The 21956-nt window shown below is 40.6% G+C and carries 16 protein-coding genes and 1 pseudogene; 2 read left to right on the forward strand and 15 right to left on the reverse strand.

From position 1 onward, the window contains the following. Positions 1–58: 58 nt before the first annotated feature. From flgR to HPB14_RS03245, 15 genes are all read right to left on the reverse strand, one after another. Entirely contained in the window at positions 59–1204 is a 1146-nt protein-coding gene (gene flgR, locus HPB14_RS03180) for a transcriptional activator FlgR (protein ID WP_000684503.1), read from the reverse strand. After that, a complete protein-coding gene (locus tag HPB14_RS03185; RefSeq protein WP_014658461.1) occupies positions 1201–1674 on the reverse strand; it encodes a hypothetical protein in 474 nt (157 codons plus the stop codon). Before HPB14_RS03185 ends, flgR begins: the two co-directional genes overlap by 4 nt. Beyond that, a complete protein-coding gene (gene gyrA, locus HPB14_RS03190) occupies positions 1674–4154 on the reverse strand; it encodes a DNA topoisomerase (ATP-hydrolyzing) subunit A (RefSeq protein WP_001154013.1) in 2481 nt (826 codons plus the stop codon). The genes HPB14_RS03185 and gyrA overlap by 1 nt, the downstream gene beginning before the upstream one ends. Positions 4155–4169: 15 nt before the next feature. Next, on the reverse strand, positions 4170–4556 hold the full coding sequence (locus HPB14_RS03195) for a diacylglycerol kinase (RefSeq protein WP_001279269.1): 387 nt from the start codon (positions 4554–4556) through the stop codon (positions 4170–4172). Next, positions 4549–5577: a hypothetical protein gene (locus HPB14_RS03200; protein WP_000162067.1), complete on the reverse strand. Its 1029-nt coding sequence runs from the start codon at positions 5575–5577 to the stop codon at positions 4549–4551. The genes HPB14_RS03195 and HPB14_RS03200 overlap by 8 nt, the downstream gene beginning before the upstream one ends. 61 nt (positions 5578–5638) lie before the next feature. Further along, positions 5639–5779, reverse strand: a complete 141-nt coding sequence (locus tag HPB14_RS07905; protein WP_014658462.1) for a hypothetical protein — start codon at positions 5777–5779, stop codon at positions 5639–5641. Positions 5780–5980: 201 nt separating this feature from the next. Continuing rightward, on the reverse strand, positions 5981–6481 hold the full coding sequence (locus HPB14_RS03205) for an acetone carboxylase subunit gamma (protein ID WP_001873222.1): 501 nt from the start codon (positions 6479–6481) through the stop codon (positions 5981–5983). 16 nt (positions 6482–6497) lie between these two features. After that, positions 6498–8795 carry a hydantoinase B/oxoprolinase family protein gene (locus HPB14_RS03210; protein ID WP_001285032.1) on the reverse strand — a complete coding sequence of 766 codons (2298 nt, stop codon included), beginning with the start codon at positions 8793–8795 and terminating at the stop codon, positions 6498–6500. An 11-nt stretch (positions 8796–8806) separates the two neighbouring features. Then, entirely contained in the window at positions 8807–10948 is a 2142-nt protein-coding gene (locus tag HPB14_RS03215) for a hydantoinase/oxoprolinase family protein (protein WP_000650653.1), read from the reverse strand. A 233-nt stretch (positions 10949–11181) separates the two neighbouring features. Further along, positions 11182–12192: a lipid A deacylase LpxR family protein gene (locus tag HPB14_RS03220; protein ID WP_000465222.1), complete on the reverse strand. Its 1011-nt coding sequence runs from the start codon at positions 12190–12192 to the stop codon at positions 11182–11184. Positions 12193–12317: 125 nt separating this feature from the next. Continuing rightward, a complete protein-coding gene (locus HPB14_RS03225; protein WP_000479446.1) occupies positions 12318–13682 on the reverse strand; it encodes a TIGR00366 family protein in 1365 nt (454 codons plus the stop codon). A gap of 19 nt (positions 13683–13701) precedes the next feature. Then, entirely contained in the window at positions 13702–14325 is a 624-nt protein-coding gene (locus HPB14_RS03230) for a 3-oxoacid CoA-transferase subunit B (protein ID WP_001209358.1), read from the reverse strand. Next, positions 14322–15020: a CoA transferase subunit A gene (locus HPB14_RS03235; protein ID WP_001045170.1), complete on the reverse strand. Its 699-nt coding sequence runs from the start codon at positions 15018–15020 to the stop codon at positions 14322–14324. The genes HPB14_RS03230 and HPB14_RS03235 overlap by 4 nt, the downstream gene beginning before the upstream one ends. 10 nt (positions 15021–15030) lie before the next feature. Continuing rightward, positions 15031–16206, reverse strand: coding sequence for an acetyl-CoA C-acetyltransferase (locus HPB14_RS03240; RefSeq protein WP_001006981.1), 1176 nt, complete (start codon positions 16204–16206; stop codon positions 15031–15033). 279 nt (positions 16207–16485) lie between these two features. Next, positions 16486–17298, reverse strand: a complete 813-nt coding sequence (locus HPB14_RS03245) for a 3'-5' exonuclease (protein ID WP_000882722.1) — start codon at positions 17296–17298, stop codon at positions 16486–16488. 142 nt (positions 17299–17440) lie between these two features. Between HPB14_RS03245 and feoB the strand changes: the two genes are divergently transcribed. Further along, entirely contained in the window at positions 17441–19369 is a 1929-nt protein-coding gene (gene feoB / locus HPB14_RS03250) for a ferrous iron transport protein B (protein ID WP_000659181.1), read from the forward strand. Between the two features lie 252 nt (positions 19370–19621). Further along, a pseudogene (locus HPB14_RS03255) lies at positions 19622–21926 on the forward strand (TonB-dependent receptor family protein). The last annotated feature ends 30 nt before the right edge of the window (positions 21927–21956 follow it).

Below are 21956 nucleotides of genomic sequence, written 5' to 3' on the forward strand. Positions count from 1 at the left end.
TCACTCAAACTTATTAAACTTATCTGGTTGCAGATGATTTATAAAGAAGCCTTACAAACTACCTTTCCAAAAACAAATCTTTTTCTTGGATTTCTGCTCCTTCGCTTAAAATCGCCGCTCTTTCCACGACGCCTAAAAGCTCTCGCACATTCCCATGCCAAGAGTATTCTAAAAGGCGTTTTGCGGCGTTTTTTGAAAAGGATTTTGGCCCCAAATGATACGCATCGCACACTTCTTTAAGCTTGATTTCAGCAATGGGTAAAATCTCTTCTACTCTCTCTCTTAAAGGCGCGATAGTTATAGGCACGATTTGCAAGCGGAAAAATAAATCTTCTCTAAATTCTTTTGAAGCGATTTTTTCTTTCATGTTAGCGTTGGTAGCGGAAATGAAACGAACATCAATTTTAACGCTTTTATTATCCCCAAGGCGCGTGATTTCTTTTTCTTGAACCACTCTTAAAAGCTTGCTTTGCAATTGAAAGGGCATTTCAGCGATTTCATCTAAAAAGATCGTGCCTTTATTAGCGCTCTCAAAAAGCCCCATTTTAGGGGCTGTGGCGTCCGTGAACGCCCCTTTTTGATACCCAAAAAGCTCGCTTTCTAATAAATGCTCTGGGATAGCGGACATGTTGATCGCTATAAAAGGGTGTTTAGAGCGTTGCGAATGCTGGTGGATAAAATGAGCAAAAACTTCCTTACCCACCCCGCTTTCGCCTAATAGCATGACATTAGCGTCCGTGCTTGCGACTTTTAAGGCCTGCCGTTTGCTCTCTTCTAAAGCTTTTGAAGCGGCTAAAAAGCTGTGTTTGTGTGGTTTTTTTAAAGGTTTTTCTAAAGGGTGTTTTTTTTGAAATTCTAAAACTTTTTTGGTGCGATAGATGGACTCTAAAAGCAATTCTGGTTTAAAAGGCTTTTGGAAAAAGTCTTTCACGCCCAAACGAATGGAATCAATGGCTTTATTCAAGGTCGCATTACCGGTAATCACAATGGATTCATACTTGCCCTCTAAAAGGCGTAAAAATTCTAAGCCGTCCATATGGGGCATGTTAATATCCGTGATGACTAAATCAAAGCTTTCATCTAACTTGGCTAAAGCGTCTTTAGGGTTTTTAAAACTCACAATCTCTAAATCGTCTTGAAGCTCAAAAAAAAGCTCCAGGCTTTTACGCATGTTAATATCATCTTCTACAATGGCGATTTTCATTCTTCTTCCTTTCTAAAAATATCTAAAAACAGCGCATCTCCCACTAAACTCGCTCTAACGCTTAAGGCTTTGAGGTCAAGAATGCTTGTGGTAGTGGTGCCGTTTTTATAGCTGTGATCATAATGCGTGATAGCGACTTGACTTTTTAAAATGCAGTCTATGACTCGCTCTTTTTCTTTTTTTAACGCTATTTCTAAAAGGAAGCGTTCTAATTTTATTGGGAGCAAGGGGTCTTTCAAATTGGGTAAGTTGCGAGTGATGATGGAGCAACGATAGTCTAAAACATAGGGGGCTGTTTTGATGCGGCTGACAATAGGTTTAGAGACAGAATACTCTTCGCCCATCACTCTAGAATCAACGATTTTTAAGCGATACGAAATTAAAAATTCTTGATCTTCTAGGGGGTTTAGAGCATGCAAAGAAACCCCTAAAAAATACAATAAAAAATAAAAGAATGAAAAGAAACGCATCACTCAAATAATTGTGCAGGAGGGTTTTCTAAATTTTCTGGCTCTTCTTCTTTAGGGCAAGAATTGACATACATGACTTTATCGGCGGTATTTATGAGCTTTACCCCACTAGCGTTTCTTCCGGTTTCTCTAATATCTTTAATAGAAACTCTGATCATTTTTGCACTCGCAGTAAGAATCATCAAATCCAAATTTTCATCATCTACGCTGATAACGCCCACTAGATTGCCGGTTTTTTGAGTGAGCTTCATGCCAATGACCCCCTTACCTCCACGAGATTGCTCTCTATACGCTTCGGCTAAAGTTTGCTTGCCAAGCCCGTTTTCACTCACGCTCAAAAGCTTGTTGCCATCATCGCTAATAACGACCGCACCGACAACAAAATCGTTTTCATTCAGCCTAATCCCTATAACCCCACGAGTAGTTCTTCCGATCTCGCGTACATCTTCTAAAGGGAATTTAATGAAAATACCCAAATGCGATGCGATGAGCAAATGCTTAGCGTTTTTATCCACAACTTTTGCACTCACTAATTCATCGCCTTCATCTAAAACAATCGCTCTGATACCACAACTCCTGTTGCTTTCAAATTCGCTCAAATTGGTGCGCTTCACCACGCCATTTTTTGTGAAGAAAGCTAAAGAGCGTTCATCGCTAAAGTCTTTGGTGCTTAGAGTCGCCATGATCTTTTCATCCGGAGCGAGCGAGATTAAATTCACAATGGCTTTACCCATAGCGATCCGGCTCGCTTCTGGGATTTTATAGACTTTCAAATGATACAATTGCCCCTTATTGGTGATAAAGAGCAAAATATCATGCGTGTTAGCCACAAAAAAGTTTTCAATGAAATCGTCTTCATAAGTGCTGCCTGAAAGCTTGCCCTTACCGCCACGATTTTGCTTTTCATAAGCTTTTAAATCCACTCTTTTCACATAGCCTTTATAGCTCATGCTCACTACCATAGGCTCATTAGCGATCAAATCTTCTATGTCAATATTTTCATACGATTCTTGAATTTCAGTACGCCTTGGAGAAGAAAACTGCTCTTTGACTTCTAAAAGCTCTGTTTTGACAACTCCATTCAAGCGATCTTCGCTCTTTAAAATGCCATTGAGATCAGCAATAAGTTCCAGCAAGTTTTGGTATTCTTCTTTGATTTTATCCCTTTCAAGGCCTGTCAAGCGTTGCAAACGCATTTCTAAAATGGCTTTGCTTTGGATTTCGCTCAAAGTGAAACGCTCCATTAAGGCGTTTTTAGCCGCTTCTGGGCTTGGGCTTGTTTTAATGAGCTGCACGATTTCATCAATATTGTCCAAGGCGATCAAATAGCCTTCTAAAATATGCGCTCTAGCCTTAGCCTTTTCCAATTCAAAAATCGTGCGTCTTATAATAATGGTTTTTCTGTGGTTTAAGAAAAGGTGCAACAACTCTAAAAGCGTGAAAATCTTAGGCTCTTTATTGTAAATAGCGAGTAAAATAATGCTAAAAGTGGTTTCCATGGTGGTGAGTTTGTAAAGGTGGTTTAAGACAATTTCACTCATCGCGTCTCTTTTTAATTCAATCACCACTCTAATGCCCTCTCTATCGCTTTCATCGCGCACTTCGCTAATGCCTTCAATTTGTTTTTCTCGCGCTAAATCGCTGATTTGTTCCACTAATTTGGCTTTATTGGTTTGAAAAGGCATTTCATCTAAAACGATGATTTCTTTATTTTTTGTTTTTTCCACATGCACTTTGGCCCGCACTTTCACGCGCCCTCGCCCCGTTTTATAGGCTTCAACAATACCCGCCTTGCCATAAATGATTCCGCCGGTGGGAAAGTCAGGCCCTTTGACAAATTCCAAAATTTCATCTAATTCAGCGTTAGGGTTTTCTAAGACATGCACTAAAGCGTCTATGATTTCATCAATCCTATGAGGGGGGATAGAAGTTGCCATGCCTACGGCGATCCCATTAGCCCCATTGACTAAAAGGTTAGGCAGACGGCTTGGTAAAATATCTGGCTCTTTTAAGGTGTCATCGTAATTAGGCACAAAATCAATGGTGTCCTTATCAATATCCCTTAAAATCTCTTCACTCGCCTTGGTCATTCTGGCTTCAGTGTAACGCATCGCTGCGGCGTTATCGCCATCAATAGAGCCAAAGTTACCCTGCCCATCCACCAATTCCAAGCGCATGGAAAAATCTTGTGCCATTCTCACCAACGCATCATAAACCGCAGTGTCGCCATGGGGGTGGTATTTACCAATCACATCACCCACGATCCTAGCGCTTTTTTTATAAGCGACTTTGGAAGTAAGGCCTAATTCATGCATCGCATACAAAATACGCCTATGCACAGGCTTTAAGCCATCTCTAGCGTCCGGTAAAGCGCGCCCTATGATCACGCTCATGGAATAGGCTAAATAGCTCTCTTCAATAGAAGAATCAATCCCCACTTCTACAATATTTTTTGTTTCATTGACTAAACGATCTTGCATGTGTCTCCCTAAAATTTAATTAAAATAAAGCGTTAAAAGATAACGCCCCCAAATCAAAGCCCAAAAAATAAGCCCTATCAGTTGGGCCGAGCTGGCCATGTCTTTAGCCTTTTTAGCTAAAGGGTGGAACTCTGTGCTGGTAAAATCCACAGCCTTTTCAATAGAGCTATTGATGAGTTCAACCACCACCGATAAAAAACAAGGCGCAATCAATAGCCCCCATTCTAAAAAATCTTTAGCTAGATAGCTCGCTAGAACGATGCAAAAAAGAGCCAAGATGACAATTTGCCTGAACGCGCTCTCTTCAGCCCATGCGCATTTAAGCCCGTCTTTAGAATAAAAAAGGGCTTTAAAAAGGCGTTTAAGCCCTTTAGCTTTGGGGGGGACTTTGAAATCACTCATGGCTTATTTTGTAAGATTGAAAGAAATTCACGCTAAGGCTTTCTAACAAGGCGTTAAAAGTCAGCTTGGTGTTGTCTTTAGCTTGGGCATTAAGAGCGATCTGAGATCGTTTGTCTTTAGCCATAGAAACAAAGGCTTGCAACAACCCTTTAAAATTCTGTTGGAGCGCGGTATCGTCTTTAAAATGGGATTGGAACAAAGCCATAAAATAGTTTTCTAAAGAAGCTAACGCGCTTTCATAAGAGACGCTAGGGGTTTGAGATCGCAAACTAAAATAAGGGGAAAAAAAGCCCAAACTCTCTTTATTTTGGTGATAAAAGGCTTCTAAAACATTTTTAAGATGGTACGCTTGGATAGAAACGCCCAACTTTGGTACTAAAAAACGCAGTTTGTCTTGCAACTCTTCTATGGCTTTAGCGTCTTTAGAACTCAAGGTTTTAAAAATATTTTTAAGGGATAGATTTTCTTGCGCCTCCATTAAACCCTCTTGAAAAAAAGTGTAAGCAAGGATATTCTCTGCATTAGTCAAATTGCATTTTAAATGGTCGTTTAAGGTTTTTTCATCTAAAGCGTTGAATGTTAAAGAGCAATTCAAGCGTGTGGGTTTGAATTTTTCCAATAAGGCATTCAAGTTTTTTAAGGGGATTTGGCTGATTTTTTGCTGAATGGATTGTTCTAAAATAGGGGATTGGATTTGAGAATGGACAGAAAGGGTAAGAGAGCTTTTATCTAAAGAATGGAGCTTGATATTTAAATCTTTAAAATCCATAATAGGGGAGTTTTGAGAGTCTAAAAAACGAAGCTCTTTAGAAACGCATGCGATTTTAAAAAACCCTTCGCATTCAAAAGGAGTGCTTGCAATCCCCATGCCCTTAATATGGGGGCGTTGATCCAAATAAGCGTTAAGATAAGCGGTTAAAGATTTTTTAACCGACATGCTAGTGAAGAAGATAAACACCCCTAAAAGCACGCAAATTAAAGCCCCGATAACCACCATCCAAGACATGAATTTTTTAGTCAAAAACACCCTTTATTTTATTGAAAGTATAGTGATAGAACTCATAAAATACATTTTCTTATTTTTAGAGATATTGACAAATATCTCGCAGTAATTTTCCACAATTTTCTTCTTCCCAAGTGTGGTTTTGCTGGTGTACAAGGACAGAAAATATCGTGTTTGTTAGGGCAAAAAAGTCGTTAGCAATGCCTTGTGTTACTTTCATAGCTTTTCCTTGTTAGGTGGAATTAAAATTATACCTAGTATTAAATCAAAAAAAAAGAAAAAGAGCTTAAAATTTTGAAAAAGTCCTAATTTGTGGCTGAATTTGTTAGGATTGAAGAAAATTTGCTTGAGTTGAATTAACCCAAGCTTTTTAATGCGTCAAAGAGGCATAAAGCCTCTTCATAAAAAGGATTGAGCGGTTTTAGCGTCTTTCTGGGGGCTGTATGCCTAGCCAATCTTTATAAAACACCTCTATATCAGGCTCAAAATCATGGATCACAGGATACCAAGGAGTTGGGGCTTCAACATCTAAAAGGATGCCGCAATCCGGGCAAATATACTCCCGATACACTTGCCAGTGAGTATCACTGGCTAAGAGTTTAGGATACACCTCTTCCATTTTTTCTGCTGTATCGCGCACATAGATGTTTGCATGCAATTTCCAGTTTTCTTCTGGAGCGCAGAATGCATGACCGCATGAACACTTAATGACCCATTTCTTTTGAGGATCTTGCACCACAAACAAATGCGGCCCCAAGGGTAAGACGATTTTGTCATCAAAATCTACCTTATCTTGCAACACCTTCAAATACATTTGGAACCTTTCATGATCTTTAGGCATGCTAAGCATTTTTAAGACAGTGTTCCAATCCAAGTTCCCCTCTACCAAATTTTTAATTTGTTCTTGTGTGTATTTTGACATGACCATTCTCCTTTCTTTATTTCTCATCAACCAACAGAACTGTGCGCACATCAGACAATTTGCTCAAATCCATCCTGTATTTAGATCCATAGGTGAATACGCCAAGCTCATCTTCTTTCACGCTCCAATTCTTTGGCAAGTTCCAAAATGTTTTAAAATCATTTAGAAACTTAGGCGAGAGATCAAAGCTAGTCGCATACATGTGCTTAACCTGTTTGGAAGCCTCTTTTTCAAGGATAGCGTTTCTTTCTTGCTCCATCCATTCTTTTACAGGGATGGATCTAGCCTTTCTGTTTTCAAGAATTTCTTTTCTTCTGGCTTTCGTTTTAGCTTCATCTCCTACCCAAATGCCGTCTTTATTTTGACTCACCACCGCGCCATAAACCTTGTAAGCGTATTCTGGCAATAGCTGTTTGCTGTTGAGATCTTCTAAAATCGCATTCAAATCCCTTTCAATCGGATCGCCAAATCCAGGACCGCCTTTGATGTAATTCAAATACAAGTCATAATTGTCAAAGCAGTTCTCGGTGGTGATGCATTGCTTGTCTCTTTTGACTTGAGACGCATGAGAAATGTGCTTTTCATAATCTCGATCCGTTGGGTTAAAATCGCCCCCCAAAGGCAAGCTGGTGTTATTTTTAATCCTGTTTTTTAAATCGGTGTTGTGCGCTTCAAACCTATAGCCACTAGCCGCTGGATAGCCTCCCATCATACCCCAATCGCTATTCATGTAGCCATTACCCATAAAGAACATGGTCCAGTCATGCGCACCCCACACCATTCTTAAGGTTTCAAACCCATTACCGCCCCGATATTTCCCATACCCACCGGTATTGGCCTTGACATTCCTACCCAAATAGAGGAGAGGTTCTGCCATTTCCCAGATTTCAATATCGCCCATATCGCCTTCTGGATTCCAAATAGCCGCTGCGTGATTCAGGCCGTCTTTTATCGCACAAGCTCCAGTCCCACAAGAACTCGTCTCAAAGCTATTCACCGCATGGATTTCTCCATCTTGGTTGATACCGCCGCCTTGCAACCAATTAGAAGTGTTAGCGTTCCCGGAATTAACTTCTTCTAAATATCCTCGGCTGTAATACGCTTGAGACAAGCCTCTCCACAAAGCGCTCCAGCCTGATACCAAGAAATGCCACGCATAAGCATGCCCGGTACGCCTGTCATCTGGATTCATCCAAGTCCCTTTTTTGAGTCTGAATTGAGTTGCAAAATAAGCGCCATCGTTGATGCGAGAAGTGGGTATTAAGGTTTGAGTCATCATCACCCAAATACCGCTAGTAAAGGACACTTGGTTGCAATTGAAAGAGTGCCATCCCCACCTGGACGCGCCATCAAAATCCAATTTCCATGTAGCGTCTTTATTGATAGTGATTTCCACTGGAGAGTGCATGATCGTGTCTAGTTTAGCAAATTCAGAACACACGCCAATATCTTTATGCGCATAAGGCACATCCACAAACGCTACCTTTCTATACTTGCCGGGTATGGTCATGGATTTGATCCTAGAGATAAGACCCCTCCTCCCTTCTTCAATCACCTCATCAATAAATCGCATGTAAGAATCAATGCCGTCTTCTTTAATGACTTCCATCACTAAATCCCTAATCATATGGCATCCTGCAATCCTAGTCCTTTCATCCAAAATCCAATATTTAGGCGTGCGAACCGATCTTTGAGATTCATGCAACCAATCTTTAAAGCTTTCATCATTCGCCCCTGTCTTACGGCAAGTGATCATGTATCCATCCCCAAATCTTTGAACCTGTCCGGTACTCATCGATCCTGGAGTAACTGATCCGGTATCAATCACATGCGTAACACCGCCTACCCACCCAATCAATTTTTCATCGTGGAAAATAGGCACAAGAGTCATAATATCGCATGGGTGCACATTCCCAATCGCGCAGTCGTTATTGGTGAAAATATCCTTGTCATTGATACCTGGGTTATCTTCCCAATTATTCTCTACCATGTATTTGATAGCTGATCCCATAGTGCCTACATGGATAATGATACCCGTAGAAGTCAGCACGCTATCGCCCACAGCGTTATAAAGCGTGAAGCACAATTCCCCCTCTTGCTCAACAATAGGGCTTGCCGCAATCCTTTTAGCCGTTTCTCTGGCATGCACGATACCGCCTCTTAATTTAGAGAACATCTTCTCATAACCGATCGGATCTCTTTCTTTAAACTCTAGTTTTTTGAGACCATTATAATGCCCTGTTTTTTCTGTCCTGGCTAGGATTTCATCTCTAGCTTGTTTTAAAGTTTTGCCGTTTTTCAATAAATTTGCCATTTTGAACTCCTTTATTTAATTTCTTTCAAGTGGAACAATCGGTGTTTGTCTAGTCTTGTCGCAAAGCCCTTGGGTATCACGAAAGTGGTCGCATCTGATTCCACGATCGCAGGCCCTATGACTTCATTTCCGGGCAGTAATTTTTCCATTTGCCACACATCTGCATCCACCCATTGCTTATGCCGATAGAATTTTCTAACGCCTACTTTGGCCTCTTTTGGAGGCGTAGCGCCATGCTCTTTTTCAACCGGAATCACAGGTTTTTGCGTAGCCACAACACCACGCATGATCACGCCGGTCACGCTAAAACCAAGCTCTGGAGAACACGCTGATTCAGAATAAACGCGAGCGTAGGTTTTTTCATATTCTTTGACAATCTCTTCCCAATCAGCCACGCTTGCAGCTTTTGACACAGGAGAAGTGATCTCTAAATCATTCAATTGCCCCATATATTGCATCCTGTATCCAGGTCTTAAAATCACATCTTTTTCAGAGAATCCATTAATCTTGAATTCTTCAATCACTTTGAGAGTCAATTCATCCCATGCGTCTTGAATGATCTTGCATGCTTCTATTTTGGACTTGTCTGAAGAATACTGCGGAATGGCAATATCCACGCTCTTGTCATATCTGTATTCAAAATCAGCGCAAGCGCAACCAAAAGCGCTAAATCCAGCCGCCCACGCAGGCACTACCACATCCTTAAACCCTAAACCTTCTGTATAGCCATAGGTATGCACAGGCCCCGCGCCACCATATGAAAAGCACACAAAATCAGACGGGCTATACCCTTTAGCGCTAATGTTGGATCGCAAGTATTCTTTAAGATCCAAATCAAGCAACTCAATCACACCCGCAGCCGCATCTTCTACGCTAATGCCTAGCGGATCAGCGATTTGCTCTTTAATGTGTTTTTTAGCCCTATCCACATCTAATTTGATCAAACCGCCCAAGAAATTATCCGGGTTCAAATAGCCTAAAACAATATGGCAATCGGTTACTGAAACCGTGTCTAACCCGCTGTCCTTCCAACAAGTGCCAACTCTATACCCCGCGCTGTCAGGCCCTAGTTTGACTGATTGGCTGTGCGGATCAATGCGCACAAAACTCCCCGCACCCGCGCCAACAGAATCCATAGCCACAAGCGGTAGAGATAAAACAAGGCGTGCCATATCAGGGTCAGAAGCGATATTAAAATTGCTCTTAACGATAAGCGCCATATCAAAGCTCGTGCCGCCAATATCGCTGCATGCAATATTGTCATAACCAAGCGTTTCGCCTAGCAATTTAGATCCAATCACGCCTCCAATAGGGCCGCTCACAATAGTCCTAGCGAGCTCTTTAGCCTTCCAGCTAATGGTGCCTCCATGCGTTGCCATCACACGAAGATCGAATTTAGTGCCATGCTCTTTGAAGCGGTTGCTGACTTTAGAGAGCGTTTGTCTGCTTGGCTCAGCCGCATAAGCTTCTAAAATAGTGATGTTCATTCTGTGGCTTTCTTTTCTTTGAGGGTAGTAATCCACAGAAGCGAATACGGGAATGCTTTTACCCAATTTTTCAATCTCTTTTAACGCTATGTCTCTAACAATCCGCTCGCTTTCAGCGTTTTTATGAGATTGCAACAAGCAAATCACAATGGCCTTTGCACCCGCTTCTAAAAGCTCCTTAACAGCGATTTTAACCTCTTCTTGGCGCACTGGGATAACCACTTGCCCCTTGACATCGGTTCTTTCTGTAACGCCTCTAATCCTTTTTAAAGGAATCAGCGGATCATCATACTTGTGCGTGTTGATATGCAATCTTTCTTCTAGCGCATACCCCAAGTAGGATTGCAACGCCCTACCCATAGAATGCATTTGCTCAAAACCCTTATTGCAAATCAGACCCACTTCCATTCCGCGCCTTTGGACGACCCGATTGAGCATCGCCGTGCCTGAATACACGCAAGTGACCAACTCTGGATAAACCTTACTCACATCCGATTGCCAGTGCGATAAAGCGTCTTGCGAGCTATTATAAATAGCTAAACTCTCATCTTCTGGGTTGCTTTGGGCTTTACCGACTACGAAACTGCCATTTTCTTTCACAAAAAACGTGTCCGTCATGGTGCCACCGGCATCAATACCCATCACCTGAACTCTTGCGTCTTTCATTTTTTAGACTCCTTGTATTGAAGTGTTGCTCGAGGTAACCTATTCGAATTGTAGGGCTGATTTTTAAATGGAAATCGTTTATTTCAAAGTTGTTTGTAATAAGGGAAAATTTGGTGTAATAAAGTGAAAAGTAGTAACAAATTCATTCAAAACGCTACCGATATTCATCTTAAATTACCCAAAAATATCATATAAATATCATATAGGCAGAAAAATATTAAACTTATATTAAATCAAAAAGCGAAATTCAATTCTAAAGTGCCGATCTGATGGTGCTTAGGCTGGGACTGAAAGGTTTTACTAATATCAGTGATCGTAAAAGCCACCCTGAGGCTACGCCACATCATAGCCGCTCCTATTTCACTGGCATAAACAAAGTATTCCAAATTAGCAATGCCCCTAGTTTCAGGGCTATTGCCTTGAATGAAGATGTTAAGAGGTTGGAAGCGCCCAAAAGCCCCTACAAAAAAATAGATGGAAAATTTATCGCTATAAGGCATGCCCCCATCAAAAGCGGTATTAACCTTATTGACACCATAATCAGCGTCCAAGTTATACCCAGCCCTAAAGAGCGAGCCGAGTTGGAAATAATCCCTCGCATTACCCAATTCCACATTAAACCCAGGCATTAACTCCATAGAAAAAAAACGAGTCTTTAAAAGGGGGACTTTTTTGAGCAATTGGTAGTGCAATTCAAAGATAAATTCGTTTTTGAGCTGCGTGTTCCAGTCATAAAATTGGGGATCATGACCCCATTTATGAATGAGACGCTGCGTTTGAGCGGCCAAAGAATCTTGCCCTGTCGTGCCTAAAGAAAGCGTGAATAATTCCATAAAAGTTTGATGGCGGTTATACACATTCAAATTCACCCGTAAATACCCCCCATAAGGGTGGTTGTCATGCAAATGCACCAGTTTTCTGTTTTTAAGTGAAGGGGTATACATGTCTTGGGCGAGGGAAATGCCAAAACGAGTGACCCTAGGGCTTTTATTGAAAAACCCTAAATACGAAGACCATTTCATCGCTTTATTTTTAGAAAAATCAAACTCTTTAGTAGAAAAGCCTATTTGATTGCCTGCGGTATAATACTCATCAATATAAGGATTGATATAACCATCATTTTCAGTCATCAAATTGATAGAATAGCGTTTAGAGGGCGTTAATGGGGTTGAAGGGGTGGGAATAATCTCTTTTGCCCATGCAAACGTTCCTAATAATAAACATAAAATAAATTTGAAAAACAAAACACTTCCTTAGGTTATTATGGAGTTATTGTAACGAAATAAGACTGAATTATAAGGGCGTTTAAGAAGTAAAAAGAGAAAACTTTACCCATTGAAAAGAGCATGGTTTTAGGCATAAGAAAAACTCACACCAAAAAATAAAACACCCCGCACACGACTAAGCCTACAAAAATTAAAGTCAAAACGCAATATCCCATAATATCCTTAGCGCCCAAACCCGCAATGGCTAACGCAGGCAAAGCCCAAAAAGGCTGTATCATGTTCGTCCAAGCGTCTCCCCAAGCGATAGCCATAGAAACCACGCCCGGATCCACCCCCAAGCTTTGCCCTGCAGGGAGCATGATAGGAGCTTGAATCGCCCATTGCCCTCCGCCTGATGGAATAAAAATATTGACAATCCCTGCACTCAAAAAAGTCATGAGCGCGAAAGTTTTTTCATTAGCGATGTGCGTGAAGGCTAAAGAAAGCATTTGCGCTAAAGAATGACCCCCCACGCTATGGCTTGCCATCATCCCCATAATCCCAGCGTAAAAAGGGAATTGGAGTAAAATCCCAGCCACGCTCCTAGCGGAATGATTGATCGCTTTCACATAAGCTAAAGGGGTTTTATGGAGCAAAATCCCTAAAAAAAGGAAAATTGTATTGACAATGTTTAAACTAATCCCTCCTCCTTTAAAAAAATAAATACCCAAATACCCAAAACCCAAAAAAACCAAAAGATAAGAAAGCAAAGCGCTGTTTTCCAAAAAATGCGCAATCGTTTTGTCTTGTTGGTGATCAATGAGTTCAATCTCTTTGTATTCGTCTTTTAAAAGCTTTGAATCAATCTCAACAATTTCTTCTTTTTTAGGGTGGATCATTGCCATTAAAAAGGGTAACCCTACAAGAATGATTCCTATAATGATTAAATTATAAGAAGAAAAAATCGTCTGACTGATAGGAATAGCTTTTTCAATCACCCCAGCGCTTATTTTGGATAGACTTTCATTTTGGGTGGCAACGCTTAAAGGGATAGAGCCTGATAAACCCCCATGCCAGATGACAAAACCCGAATAAGCGCTAGCAATGAGCAGCCTGTAATCCACCCCTTTAACATTTTTGGCGATCTCTTTTGCAAAAATCGCGCTAATCACCAAGCCAAAACCCCAGTTGATCCAATTAGCGATTAACGATAAAAAAGTAACCAACCATAAAGCCGTGTAATACCCCTTAGGCAAAGACGCCAAGTATTTTAAAAGTTTTTGGACTAATTTAGCGCTAGCTAGAGCCTGACCCAATACCAAAATAAGAGCCATTTGCATAGAAAAACCTAAAAGCGTCCAAGCGCCATTCCCCCAACTAGAAATGACAGATGAAGCGTCCTGTCCTGTCAAGCAATAAACAAGAACAAACACGACAAACGATAAAAGAGCGACCAAGACAAAGGAGTCCGGCAAACATTTAGACGCCAAAAACACGCACGCTGAAGTCAAATGCCTTAATAAAAACATAAACACCCCCTTTTATAAGCTATAAGCACACTTCAAATTCAGCTTCTGTCTTTTCTCTCACTTGATCAAGGCTGACCCCTTCTTGCAATTCCACTAATTTCATGGCGTTATTGGAAAACTCAAACACCGCTAAATCCGTTATCAATTGATGCACCACGCCTTTTCCTGTTAAGGGCAATGAGCATTCCTTTTTCACTTTAGACTCCCCGTATTTGTTGCAATGCTCCATGATGACAATCACTTTTTTAGCGCCATGCACCAAATCCATAGCCCCTCCCATGCCCTTTATGAGCTTTTTAGGGATCATCCAATTAGCCAAATCCCCATTTTGTGAGACTTCCATCCCTCCTAAAATCGCTAGATCAATATGCCCCCCACGAATCATTGCAAACGAATCCGCGCTATTGAAAAACGAAGCGCCCGGCACCACGGTTATGGTTTCCTTTCCTGCATTAATAAGATCCGCATCAACGCCCCCTTCTAAAGGGTAAGCACCAATCCCTAATAGCCCGTTCTCGCTTTGGAAAACGATATTCATCCCGCTCACTTCATTAGCCACAAGCGTGGGCAAGCCTATCCCTAAATTCACATACATGCCCTCTTTTAATTCCTTTGCCGCTCTTTTAATGATAGTCTCTCTCATTTCGCGCTCCTTGTCGTGGTTTTTTCTATCCGTTTTTCAAATTTCTCGCCCTTATAGATGTGCTGCACATAGATTCCTGGCAAATGTATTTCATCTGGGTCTAATTCCCCGGCCAGGACAATTTCTTCCACTTCAGCAACGCATATTTTTGACGCCATCGCGCATAAGGGGTTGAAATTTCTAGCCGTTTTTCTAAATACCAAATTCCCAAGAGTGTCGCTTTTGTAGGCTTTGATAAGCCCATAATCGCCCGTTATGGCTCTTTCTAAAATATACTCTTTGCCGTTAAACTCCCTTAATTCCTTGCCTTGAGCGATTAAAGTCCCAACACCGGTTGGGGTGTAGTAAGCGGGTATCCCAGCCCCTCCAGCGCGCAAGTTTTCAGCCAGCGTGCCTTGCGGTGTCAAAACGACTTCAATTTCTCCGTTCAGCATTTGCGATTCAAAAATCTTATTCTCTCCCACATACGAAGCGATAATCTTTTTAATCTGCTTTTTTTCTAAAAGAATACCAAGCCCAAAGTCATCAACGCCGCAATTATTGCTCACGACAATCAAATCCTTGATGCCTTTCTTATAAATGTAATCAATGGCGTATTCGGGTATCCCACACAGCCCAAAACCGCCCACTAAAATAGTGTCCCCGTCTTTTAACCCACTCAACGCTTTGTCTAAATCGGTTATAACCTTATTCATCTCATTCTCCTTATTTTTGTTCCACTACCACTGATAGCCCTTGACCGCCACCCACGCACAATGACGCGCAACCCACACCATGCCCGCTTCTTTTCATTTCATGCAATAAAGTCACTAATATCCTAGCGCCGCTCGCGCCAATAGGGTGGCCAATGGCTATCGCGCCTCCATTCACATTCACGATATTGGGGTTTAATTCAAGCTCTTTTAACACGGCTAGGCTTTGCGCGGCAAAGGCTTCATTGAGTTCAAAAAGATTGATGTTATTGAGATTCATTTTGACATTTTTAAGATTGTTTTTAATCGCAATACTAGGGCATATACCCATAATATCCGGACTGCAACCACCCAAACCAAACCCCTTGATAGTCGCCATGGTTTTTAACCCCAATTTTTGCGCTTTTTTAGCACTGCATAAAATGATAATGCTCGCGCCATCATTGATCCCTGATGAATTCCCTGCCGTTACCGATCCGTCTTTTTTAAAAGCGGGTTTGAGCTTTGCAAGGGATTCTAGCGTCGTGTCTCTAGGGTATTCGTCTTCTTTAAAAACCACCACACCTTTTTTATTCGCTATTTCAATAGGCGTGATTTCTTCTTGGAATTTCCCTGCATTAATGGCGGCTCTCGCTTTGAGTTGCGATTGGAGCGCGAAATTATCTTGCTCTTCTCGGCTTATGTGGTATGCTTGAGCGACATTATCAGCGGTGATCCCCATGTGGTAATCATTGAAAGCATCCCACAATCCATCATGGATCATGGAGTCTATCATGTTCGCATTTCCCATTCTTTTCCCCTCTCGCATGTCAAACGACAAATAGGGCGCTGCGCTCATGTTTTCCACGCCACCGCACACCACCACTTCATCGCGCCCAAGCATGATGGCATCATGCGCTAATTGAATGGCTTTCATAGACGATCCACAAACCATATTGACGCTAAAAGCGTTTTTGTCATTAGGGATACCGGCGTCTAGTTGGATCTGTCTGGCGATATTTTGACCCAAACCAGCACCTAAAACATTGCCTAAAATGACAGAATCCACATCGCTAGGCTTAAGAGAGCTCGCATTCAAAGCGTCTTTAAGCACGCTAACACCCATTTCTCTAGCGCCCACGCTCTTTAGAGAGCCTAAAAAACTCCCTACAGCGCTTCGTTTTGCCGCCACTACAACCACTTCATTCATGTCTTTGCCTTTAAGTTGATTTACTCATCATAGTATCACTTTTAGATAATTGACGCCCTAACAGGTTGGATTTTGTTTTAGGTTTTGTTTTAGATTGAGGGCAATCCGTTTATTTTTTTCACAAAAATATTATTCTTATCGTTCAATAATTATTGCATAATAGCTTCAAGTGGGGATCTAAAAATCAAGCAGATATGCACTTTAGGCTCATGTTTCTCTAACGCTTTAAAAATTTCTTTCTAAGCAGTCTTTACCTAGTTTCAGGGTTTTAATAGGGTTTTAAGCAAACTCCCTAATCTCTTTCTCTAAAGCGTTAATAAAAACGCTTGAATAGGATTTTTCTTTAGGGAATTTGGCTAAAAAATCATTCAATAGCCCAAGGTATTGCTCCTTATTTAAAGCCCCTTTCAGCACTTCGTATTTTAAAAAAAGCCAGTAAGTGTTAAGCACATCGCTTTGGCAATAGCCATCAATAATGCCTTTTTTCTCCTTTTGGCTTAAATGGGGGTTGTAATAAATCGCATGCACTAAATCCCCGCTCACATCAAATTTACCAGGTATATTCGTCATAGAGCAAATGCCATTCAAATTCAACCCCCTAACGGATCCATAATGGCTCAAGCTATCCATTAAATCCAAATGAAACTGCTCGCTATAACGCGCGCGGTAATTTTCCCATTTGTTTTCTTGGTTGTAAAAAGCGTCTAAGGTTAAATTGTATTTAAGGGCTTTGAGCGTGAGTAAGGGTATATCAAAACCTCTGCCATTGAAGCTTATTAGGCGCGGTTGCTTTTCGTTAAAGTATTTGAAAAAGTCCTCTAAAAGCTCTTTTTCGCTTGTAAAATCCTCTTTATTTTCGTGTTTTTGACCAAAATTCCCCACTTTGATAAACTGCCCGTAATCATCGCCAATGACTGCTGCAATAGAGATGATTTCATGCAAATAAAGGGGCAAAAATTCGCTCCCGCTTTTTTCTTTTTGTTCTTTAAAACTTAATTCACAGATTTTTAGCGCATCATTTTCTTCTAATTGGAAATGCTCTTTACACAAGCTCACGCTAGGAATGGTTTCTATATCAAACACGCACAACATCACACGCTCCTTTCGCATTTTAACATTCTTGTCTCGCTTTTATTATATAACAATTAGTCTTATAGCGCTATAGTGCTGACTTTTAATCTAAAAACGATATAACTAAAAATTAAAAAACTTTAATGTGGAGCATTCAAACCCAATGAAAGAAATCACTATCGCCCTTGTGGGCCAGCCTAATGTAGGGAAATCGTCCCTCATCAACGCTTTGAGTAACGCCCATTTGAAAGTGGGGAATTTTGCCGGGGTTACCGTGGATAAAATGGAAGTGGGCTTGATCCATAAAGAGCATCAAATCACTATCATTGATTTACCGGGCACTTACGCGCTCAATGACTTCACCACTGAAGAAAAGGTTACTAAAGATTTTTTAGAAAAAGGGCAATACGATCTCATTCTTAATGTGGTGGATTCCACCAATTTAGAGCGTAATTTAGCCTTAAGCGCGCAGCTATTAGACACGAATAAAAAAATGCTACTCGCACTCAACATGTGGGATGAGGCGCAAAAAGAAGGCGTTAAAATTGATACAGAAAAGCTTTCTCAAGAATTAGGGGTTGTGTGCGTGCCTACAAGCGCAAGATCCAAAGAAGATCGCTTGAATACCGAGCTTTTATTAAATGAAATTGTCAGGCTTTATTCTCAAAACACTACAAACAATGAAAGCATAAAAGTCCCGTCTCAAAGCTTTAAGGAGTCTCTAAAATACAGCCAGAGCGCTCAAAGAATCGCTAAATTAGTAATCAGTGAAAACAAGCAAAATGCGAGCTTTGAACACACTTATAAGATCGATAAGATTTTAATGCACCCGCGTTATGGGATTTTCATTTTTTTAGGGTTTATGTTTGTCATTTTTTCCTTGAGCTTTTTAATAGGGGGAGGAGTGCAAAAAGCGCTTGAAACAGGGTTTAAATTTTTGAGCGATGGCATCAAAGAAAATGTGGCTAATGAAGATTTAGCGTCTTTGGTGGGCGATGGCATTATTGGGGGAGTGGGAGCGACGGTTTCATTCTTGCCTTTAATTGTGGTGTTGTATTTTGGGATTTCTTTACTAGAGACGACAGGCTATATGAGTAGGGTAGCGTTTTTACTAGATGGGATCTTGCATAAATTTGGCTTGCATGGGAAGAGTTTTATTCCTTTAATCACCGGTTTTGGCTGCTCAGTGCCAGCCTACATGGCGACAAGAACCTTACAAAATTATAACGAACGATTGATTACGCTTTTTGTGATCGGCTTTATGAGCTGCTCGGCAAGGCTGCCTATTTATGTGCTGTTTGTAGGCTCGTTTTTCCCTTCTTCAAGCGCGGGGTTTGTGCTGTTTTGCATTTATATTTTGGGGGCGGTTGTGGCGTTAGTGATGGCCAAATTGCTCAAATTAAGCGTGTTTAAAGGACAAACCGAATCTTTTATCATGGAAATGCCCAAATACCGCTTTCCCAGTTGGAGAATGGTCTATTTCAGTATCTACACCAAATCGCTTTCCTACCTAAAAAAAGCCGGGACTTATATTTTAGTGGGGGCGATTTCAATCTGGTTTATGTCTCAATACCCTAAAAGCGATGCGGCTATGAAGACTTACAAACAAGAAAGCTTGTTAGTGGATAAAAACACCACTCTTTCAAGCGAAGCCAAAGAAGAAAAATTAAAAGAATTAAAAGCAGAATTGGATAAAAAGAATTTAAAAAATAGCGTTGTAGGGAGAGGTGGGGCGTATTTAGAAAAAGTCTTTAGCCCTATGGATTTTGATTGGCGTTTGAGTGTGTCGCTTGTAACCGGGTTTATGGCTAAAGAGGTGGTGGTTTCTACTTTGGGCGTGTTGTTTTCTTTAGGGGATCAAAATGAAAAATCTGACGCTTTTAGAGAAATTTTAAGAAAAGAAGTCAGCGTGCCAAGCGGAATCGCTTTTATCGTGTTTGTGATGTTTTATATCCCTTGTTTTGCAGCGACCATTACTTTTGGTAGGGAAGCTGGGGGGATAAAGTTTGTAGCGTATTTATTCATCTTCACAACCGTTGTAGCGTATGCGTTTTCTTTGGTAGCTTTTTATGCGACTCAAATTTTGGTTTAAAGGCTAACCATAAAGGGTTTTTAAACCCTTTATTTGTTTAAAATTCCCCCCATTAGAAATATTAAAAAATTTTTATTTTTCTTTATGTCCTAATCTTTTCTATAAACATTCGCATTAATCGGTATTTTTGATAAAAAAGTCATTAATATTATCTTAAATAATAATTTTTTAAAAATTTAAGCTAGAACTAATAATGGTTATTATAAATTTCACCTTGTTGTAAAAAAGAGCATTTTTCATAAGAGGTGGTAAATGAAAAGAATTTTAGTCTCTTTGGCTGTTTTGAGTCATAGCGCGCATGCCATAAAAACTCATAATTTGGAAAGGGTAGAAGCTTCAGGGGTGGCTAACGATAAAGAAGCGCCTTTAAGCTGGAGAAGCAAGGAAGTTAGAAATTATATGGGTTCTCGCACGGTGATTTCTAACAAGCAGCTCACTAAAAGTGCGAATCAAAGCATTGAAGAAGCTTTGCAAAATGTGCCAGGCGTGCATATTTAGAAACTCTACAGGTATTGGAGCTGTGCCTAGCATTTCCATTAGGGGGTTTGGTGCTGGAGGCCCAGGGCATTCTAATACGGGAATGATTCTAGTCAATGGGATTCCTATTTATGTCGCGCCCTATGTTGAAATTGGCACGGTTATTTTTCCTGTAACCTTTCAATCTGTGGATAGAATCAGTGTAACTAAAGGTGGGGAGAGCGTGCGTTATGGTCCTAACGCTTTTGGCGGTGTGATCAACATTATCACCAAAGGCATTCCTACCAATTGGGAAAGTCAGGTGAGTGAGAGGACCACTTTTTGGGGCAAATCTGAAAATGGGGGCTTTTTCAATCAAAATTCTAAAAACATTGATAAAAGCTTAGTTAATAACATGCTTTTTAACACCTACTTAAGAACGGGGGGTATGATGAATAAGCATTTTGGAATCCAAACTCAAGTCAATTGGCTCAAAGGGCAAGGGTTTAGATACAACAGCCCTACCAACATTCAAAACTACTTGCTAGATTCGTTGTATCAAATCAATAATAGCAATAAGATCACTGCTTTTTTTCAATATTACAGCTATTTTTTAACAGACCCTGGGTCTTTAGGCATAGCTGCCTATAATGAAAATCGTTTTCAAAACAACCGCCCTAATAACGATAAAAGCGGGAGAGCGAAGCGATGGGGAGCTGTGTATCAAAACTTTTTTGGGGACACGGATAGAGTCGGTGGGGATTTCACTTTCAGTTACTATGGGCATGACATGTCAAGGGATTTTAAATTTGATTCTAACTATTTAAATGTCAATACCAATCCTAAATTAGGCCCTGTTTATACCAATCAAAATTATCCAGGATTTTTTATTTTTGATCATTTAAGGCGTTATGTGATGAACGCTTTTGAGCCTAATTTGAACTTAGTCGTCAATACCAATAAAGTTAAGCAAACTTTTAATGTGGGCATGCGTTTTATGACGATGGACATGTTCATTAGATCCGATCAAAGCACATGCGAAAAATCAAATATTATTGATGGGGTGTGCCATATGCCCCCATATGTTCTTTCTAAAAAGCCTAGTAACAATCAAGAAATGTTTAACAACTATACAGCGGTATGGTTGAGCGATAAAATAGAACTTTTTGATTCTAAATTGGTGATAACTCCAGGGCTTAGATACACTTTTTTGAACTACAACAACAAAGAGCCAGAAAAGAACGATTTTTCCGTATGGACCAGTAAAAAACAGCGTCAAAACGAATGGAGTCCCGCCCTTAACATTGGCTATAAACCTATGGAAAATTGGATATGGTATGCGAACTACCGCCGCAGTTTTATCCCCCCACAACACACAATGGTAGGCATTACTAGGACTAATTACAACCAAATTTTTAATGAAATTGAAGTGGGGCAGCGCTATAGTTATAAAAATCTATTGAGCTTTAATACCAATTATTTTGTGATTTTTGCCAATCGTTATTATGCGGGAGGCTATAGTCCACAGCCTGTGAATGCTAGGAGCCAAGGGGTGGAATTGGAATTGTATTACGCGCCGATTAGGGGTTTGCAATTCCATGTGGCTTACACTTACATTGATGCGCGCATCACTTCTAACGCTGATGATATTGCTTATTATTTTACAGGCATTGTCAATAAACCCTTTGACATTAAAGGGAAGCGTTTGCCTTATGTGAGCCCTAACCAATTCATATTTGACATGATGTATACTTACAAGCACACGACTTTTGGAATTAGTAGTTATTTTTATAGCCGCGCTTATAGTTCCATGCTCAATCAAGCCAAAAGCCAAACCGTGTGCTTGCCCTTAAACCCAGAATACACAGGGGGGTTAGAGTATGGTTGTAATTCAGTGGGGTTATTGCCCTTGTATTTTGTGTTGAACGTTCAAGTAAGCTCCGTTTTATGGCAAAGCGGTAGGCATAAAATCACAGGGAGTTTGCAAATCAATAACCTTTTCAACATGAAGTATTATTTTAGGGGGATTGGCACAAGCCCTACAGGGAGAGAGCCCGCACCAGGGAGATCCATTACAGCGTATTTGAATTATGAGTTTTAAATTGGTTTCAAGCTTTTATAGCTTGAATGT

This window comes from Helicobacter pylori HUP-B14 (assembly GCF_000259235.1).
GTDB classification, from domain to species: Bacteria; Campylobacterota; Campylobacteria; order Campylobacterales; family Helicobacteraceae; genus Helicobacter; species Helicobacter pylori_CU.

What these genes read in the sequence shown, in the direction of transcription:
- HPB14_RS03230 (WP_001209358.1), bottom strand. Translation starts at nt 14,325, where the DNA reads ATGAGAGAGACTATCATTAAAAGAGCGGCAAAGGAATTAAAAGAGGGC.
- HPB14_RS03240 (WP_001006981.1), bottom strand. Translation starts at nt 16,206, where the DNA reads ATGAATGAAGTGGTTGTAGTGGCGGCAAAACGAAGCGCTGTAGGGAGT.
- gyrA (WP_001154013.1), bottom strand. Translation starts at nt 4,154, where the DNA reads ATGCAAGATCGTTTAGTCAATGAAACAAAAAATATTGTAGAAGTGGGG.
- HPB14_RS03185 (WP_014658461.1), bottom strand. Translation starts at nt 1,674, where the DNA reads ATGCGTTTCTTTTCATTCTTTTATTTTTTATTGTATTTTTTAGGGGTT.
- HPB14_RS03235 (WP_001045170.1), bottom strand. Translation starts at nt 15,020, where the DNA reads ATGAATAAGGTTATAACCGATTTAGACAAAGCGTTGAGTGGGTTAAAA.
- HPB14_RS07905 (WP_014658462.1), bottom strand. Translation starts at nt 5,779, where the DNA reads ATGAAAGTAACACAAGGCATTGCTAACGACTTTTTTGCCCTAACAAAC.
- HPB14_RS03215 (WP_000650653.1), bottom strand. Translation starts at nt 10,948, where the DNA reads ATGAAAGACGCAAGAGTTCAGGTGATGGGTATTGATGCCGGTGGCACC.
- HPB14_RS03210 (WP_001285032.1), bottom strand. Translation starts at nt 8,795, where the DNA reads ATGGCAAATTTATTGAAAAACGGCAAAACTTTAAAACAAGCTAGAGAT.
- HPB14_RS03195 (WP_001279269.1), bottom strand. Translation starts at nt 4,556, where the DNA reads ATGAGTGATTTCAAAGTCCCCCCCAAAGCTAAAGGGCTTAAACGCCTT.
- HPB14_RS03245 (WP_000882722.1), bottom strand. Translation starts at nt 17,298, where the DNA reads ATGTTGTGCGTGTTTGATATAGAAACCATTCCTAGCGTGAGCTTGTGT.
- feoB (WP_000659181.1), top strand. Translation starts at nt 17,441, where the DNA reads ATGAAAGAAATCACTATCGCCCTTGTGGGCCAGCCTAATGTAGGGAAA.
- HPB14_RS03225 (WP_000479446.1), bottom strand. Translation starts at nt 13,682, where the DNA reads ATGTTTTTATTAAGGCATTTGACTTCAGCGTGCGTGTTTTTGGCGTCT.
- flgR (WP_000684503.1), bottom strand. Translation starts at nt 1,204, where the DNA reads ATGAAAATCGCCATTGTAGAAGATGATATTAACATGCGTAAAAGCCTG.
- HPB14_RS03205 (WP_001873222.1), bottom strand. Translation starts at nt 6,481, where the DNA reads ATGTCAAAATACACACAAGAACAAATTAAAAATTTGGTAGAGGGGAAC.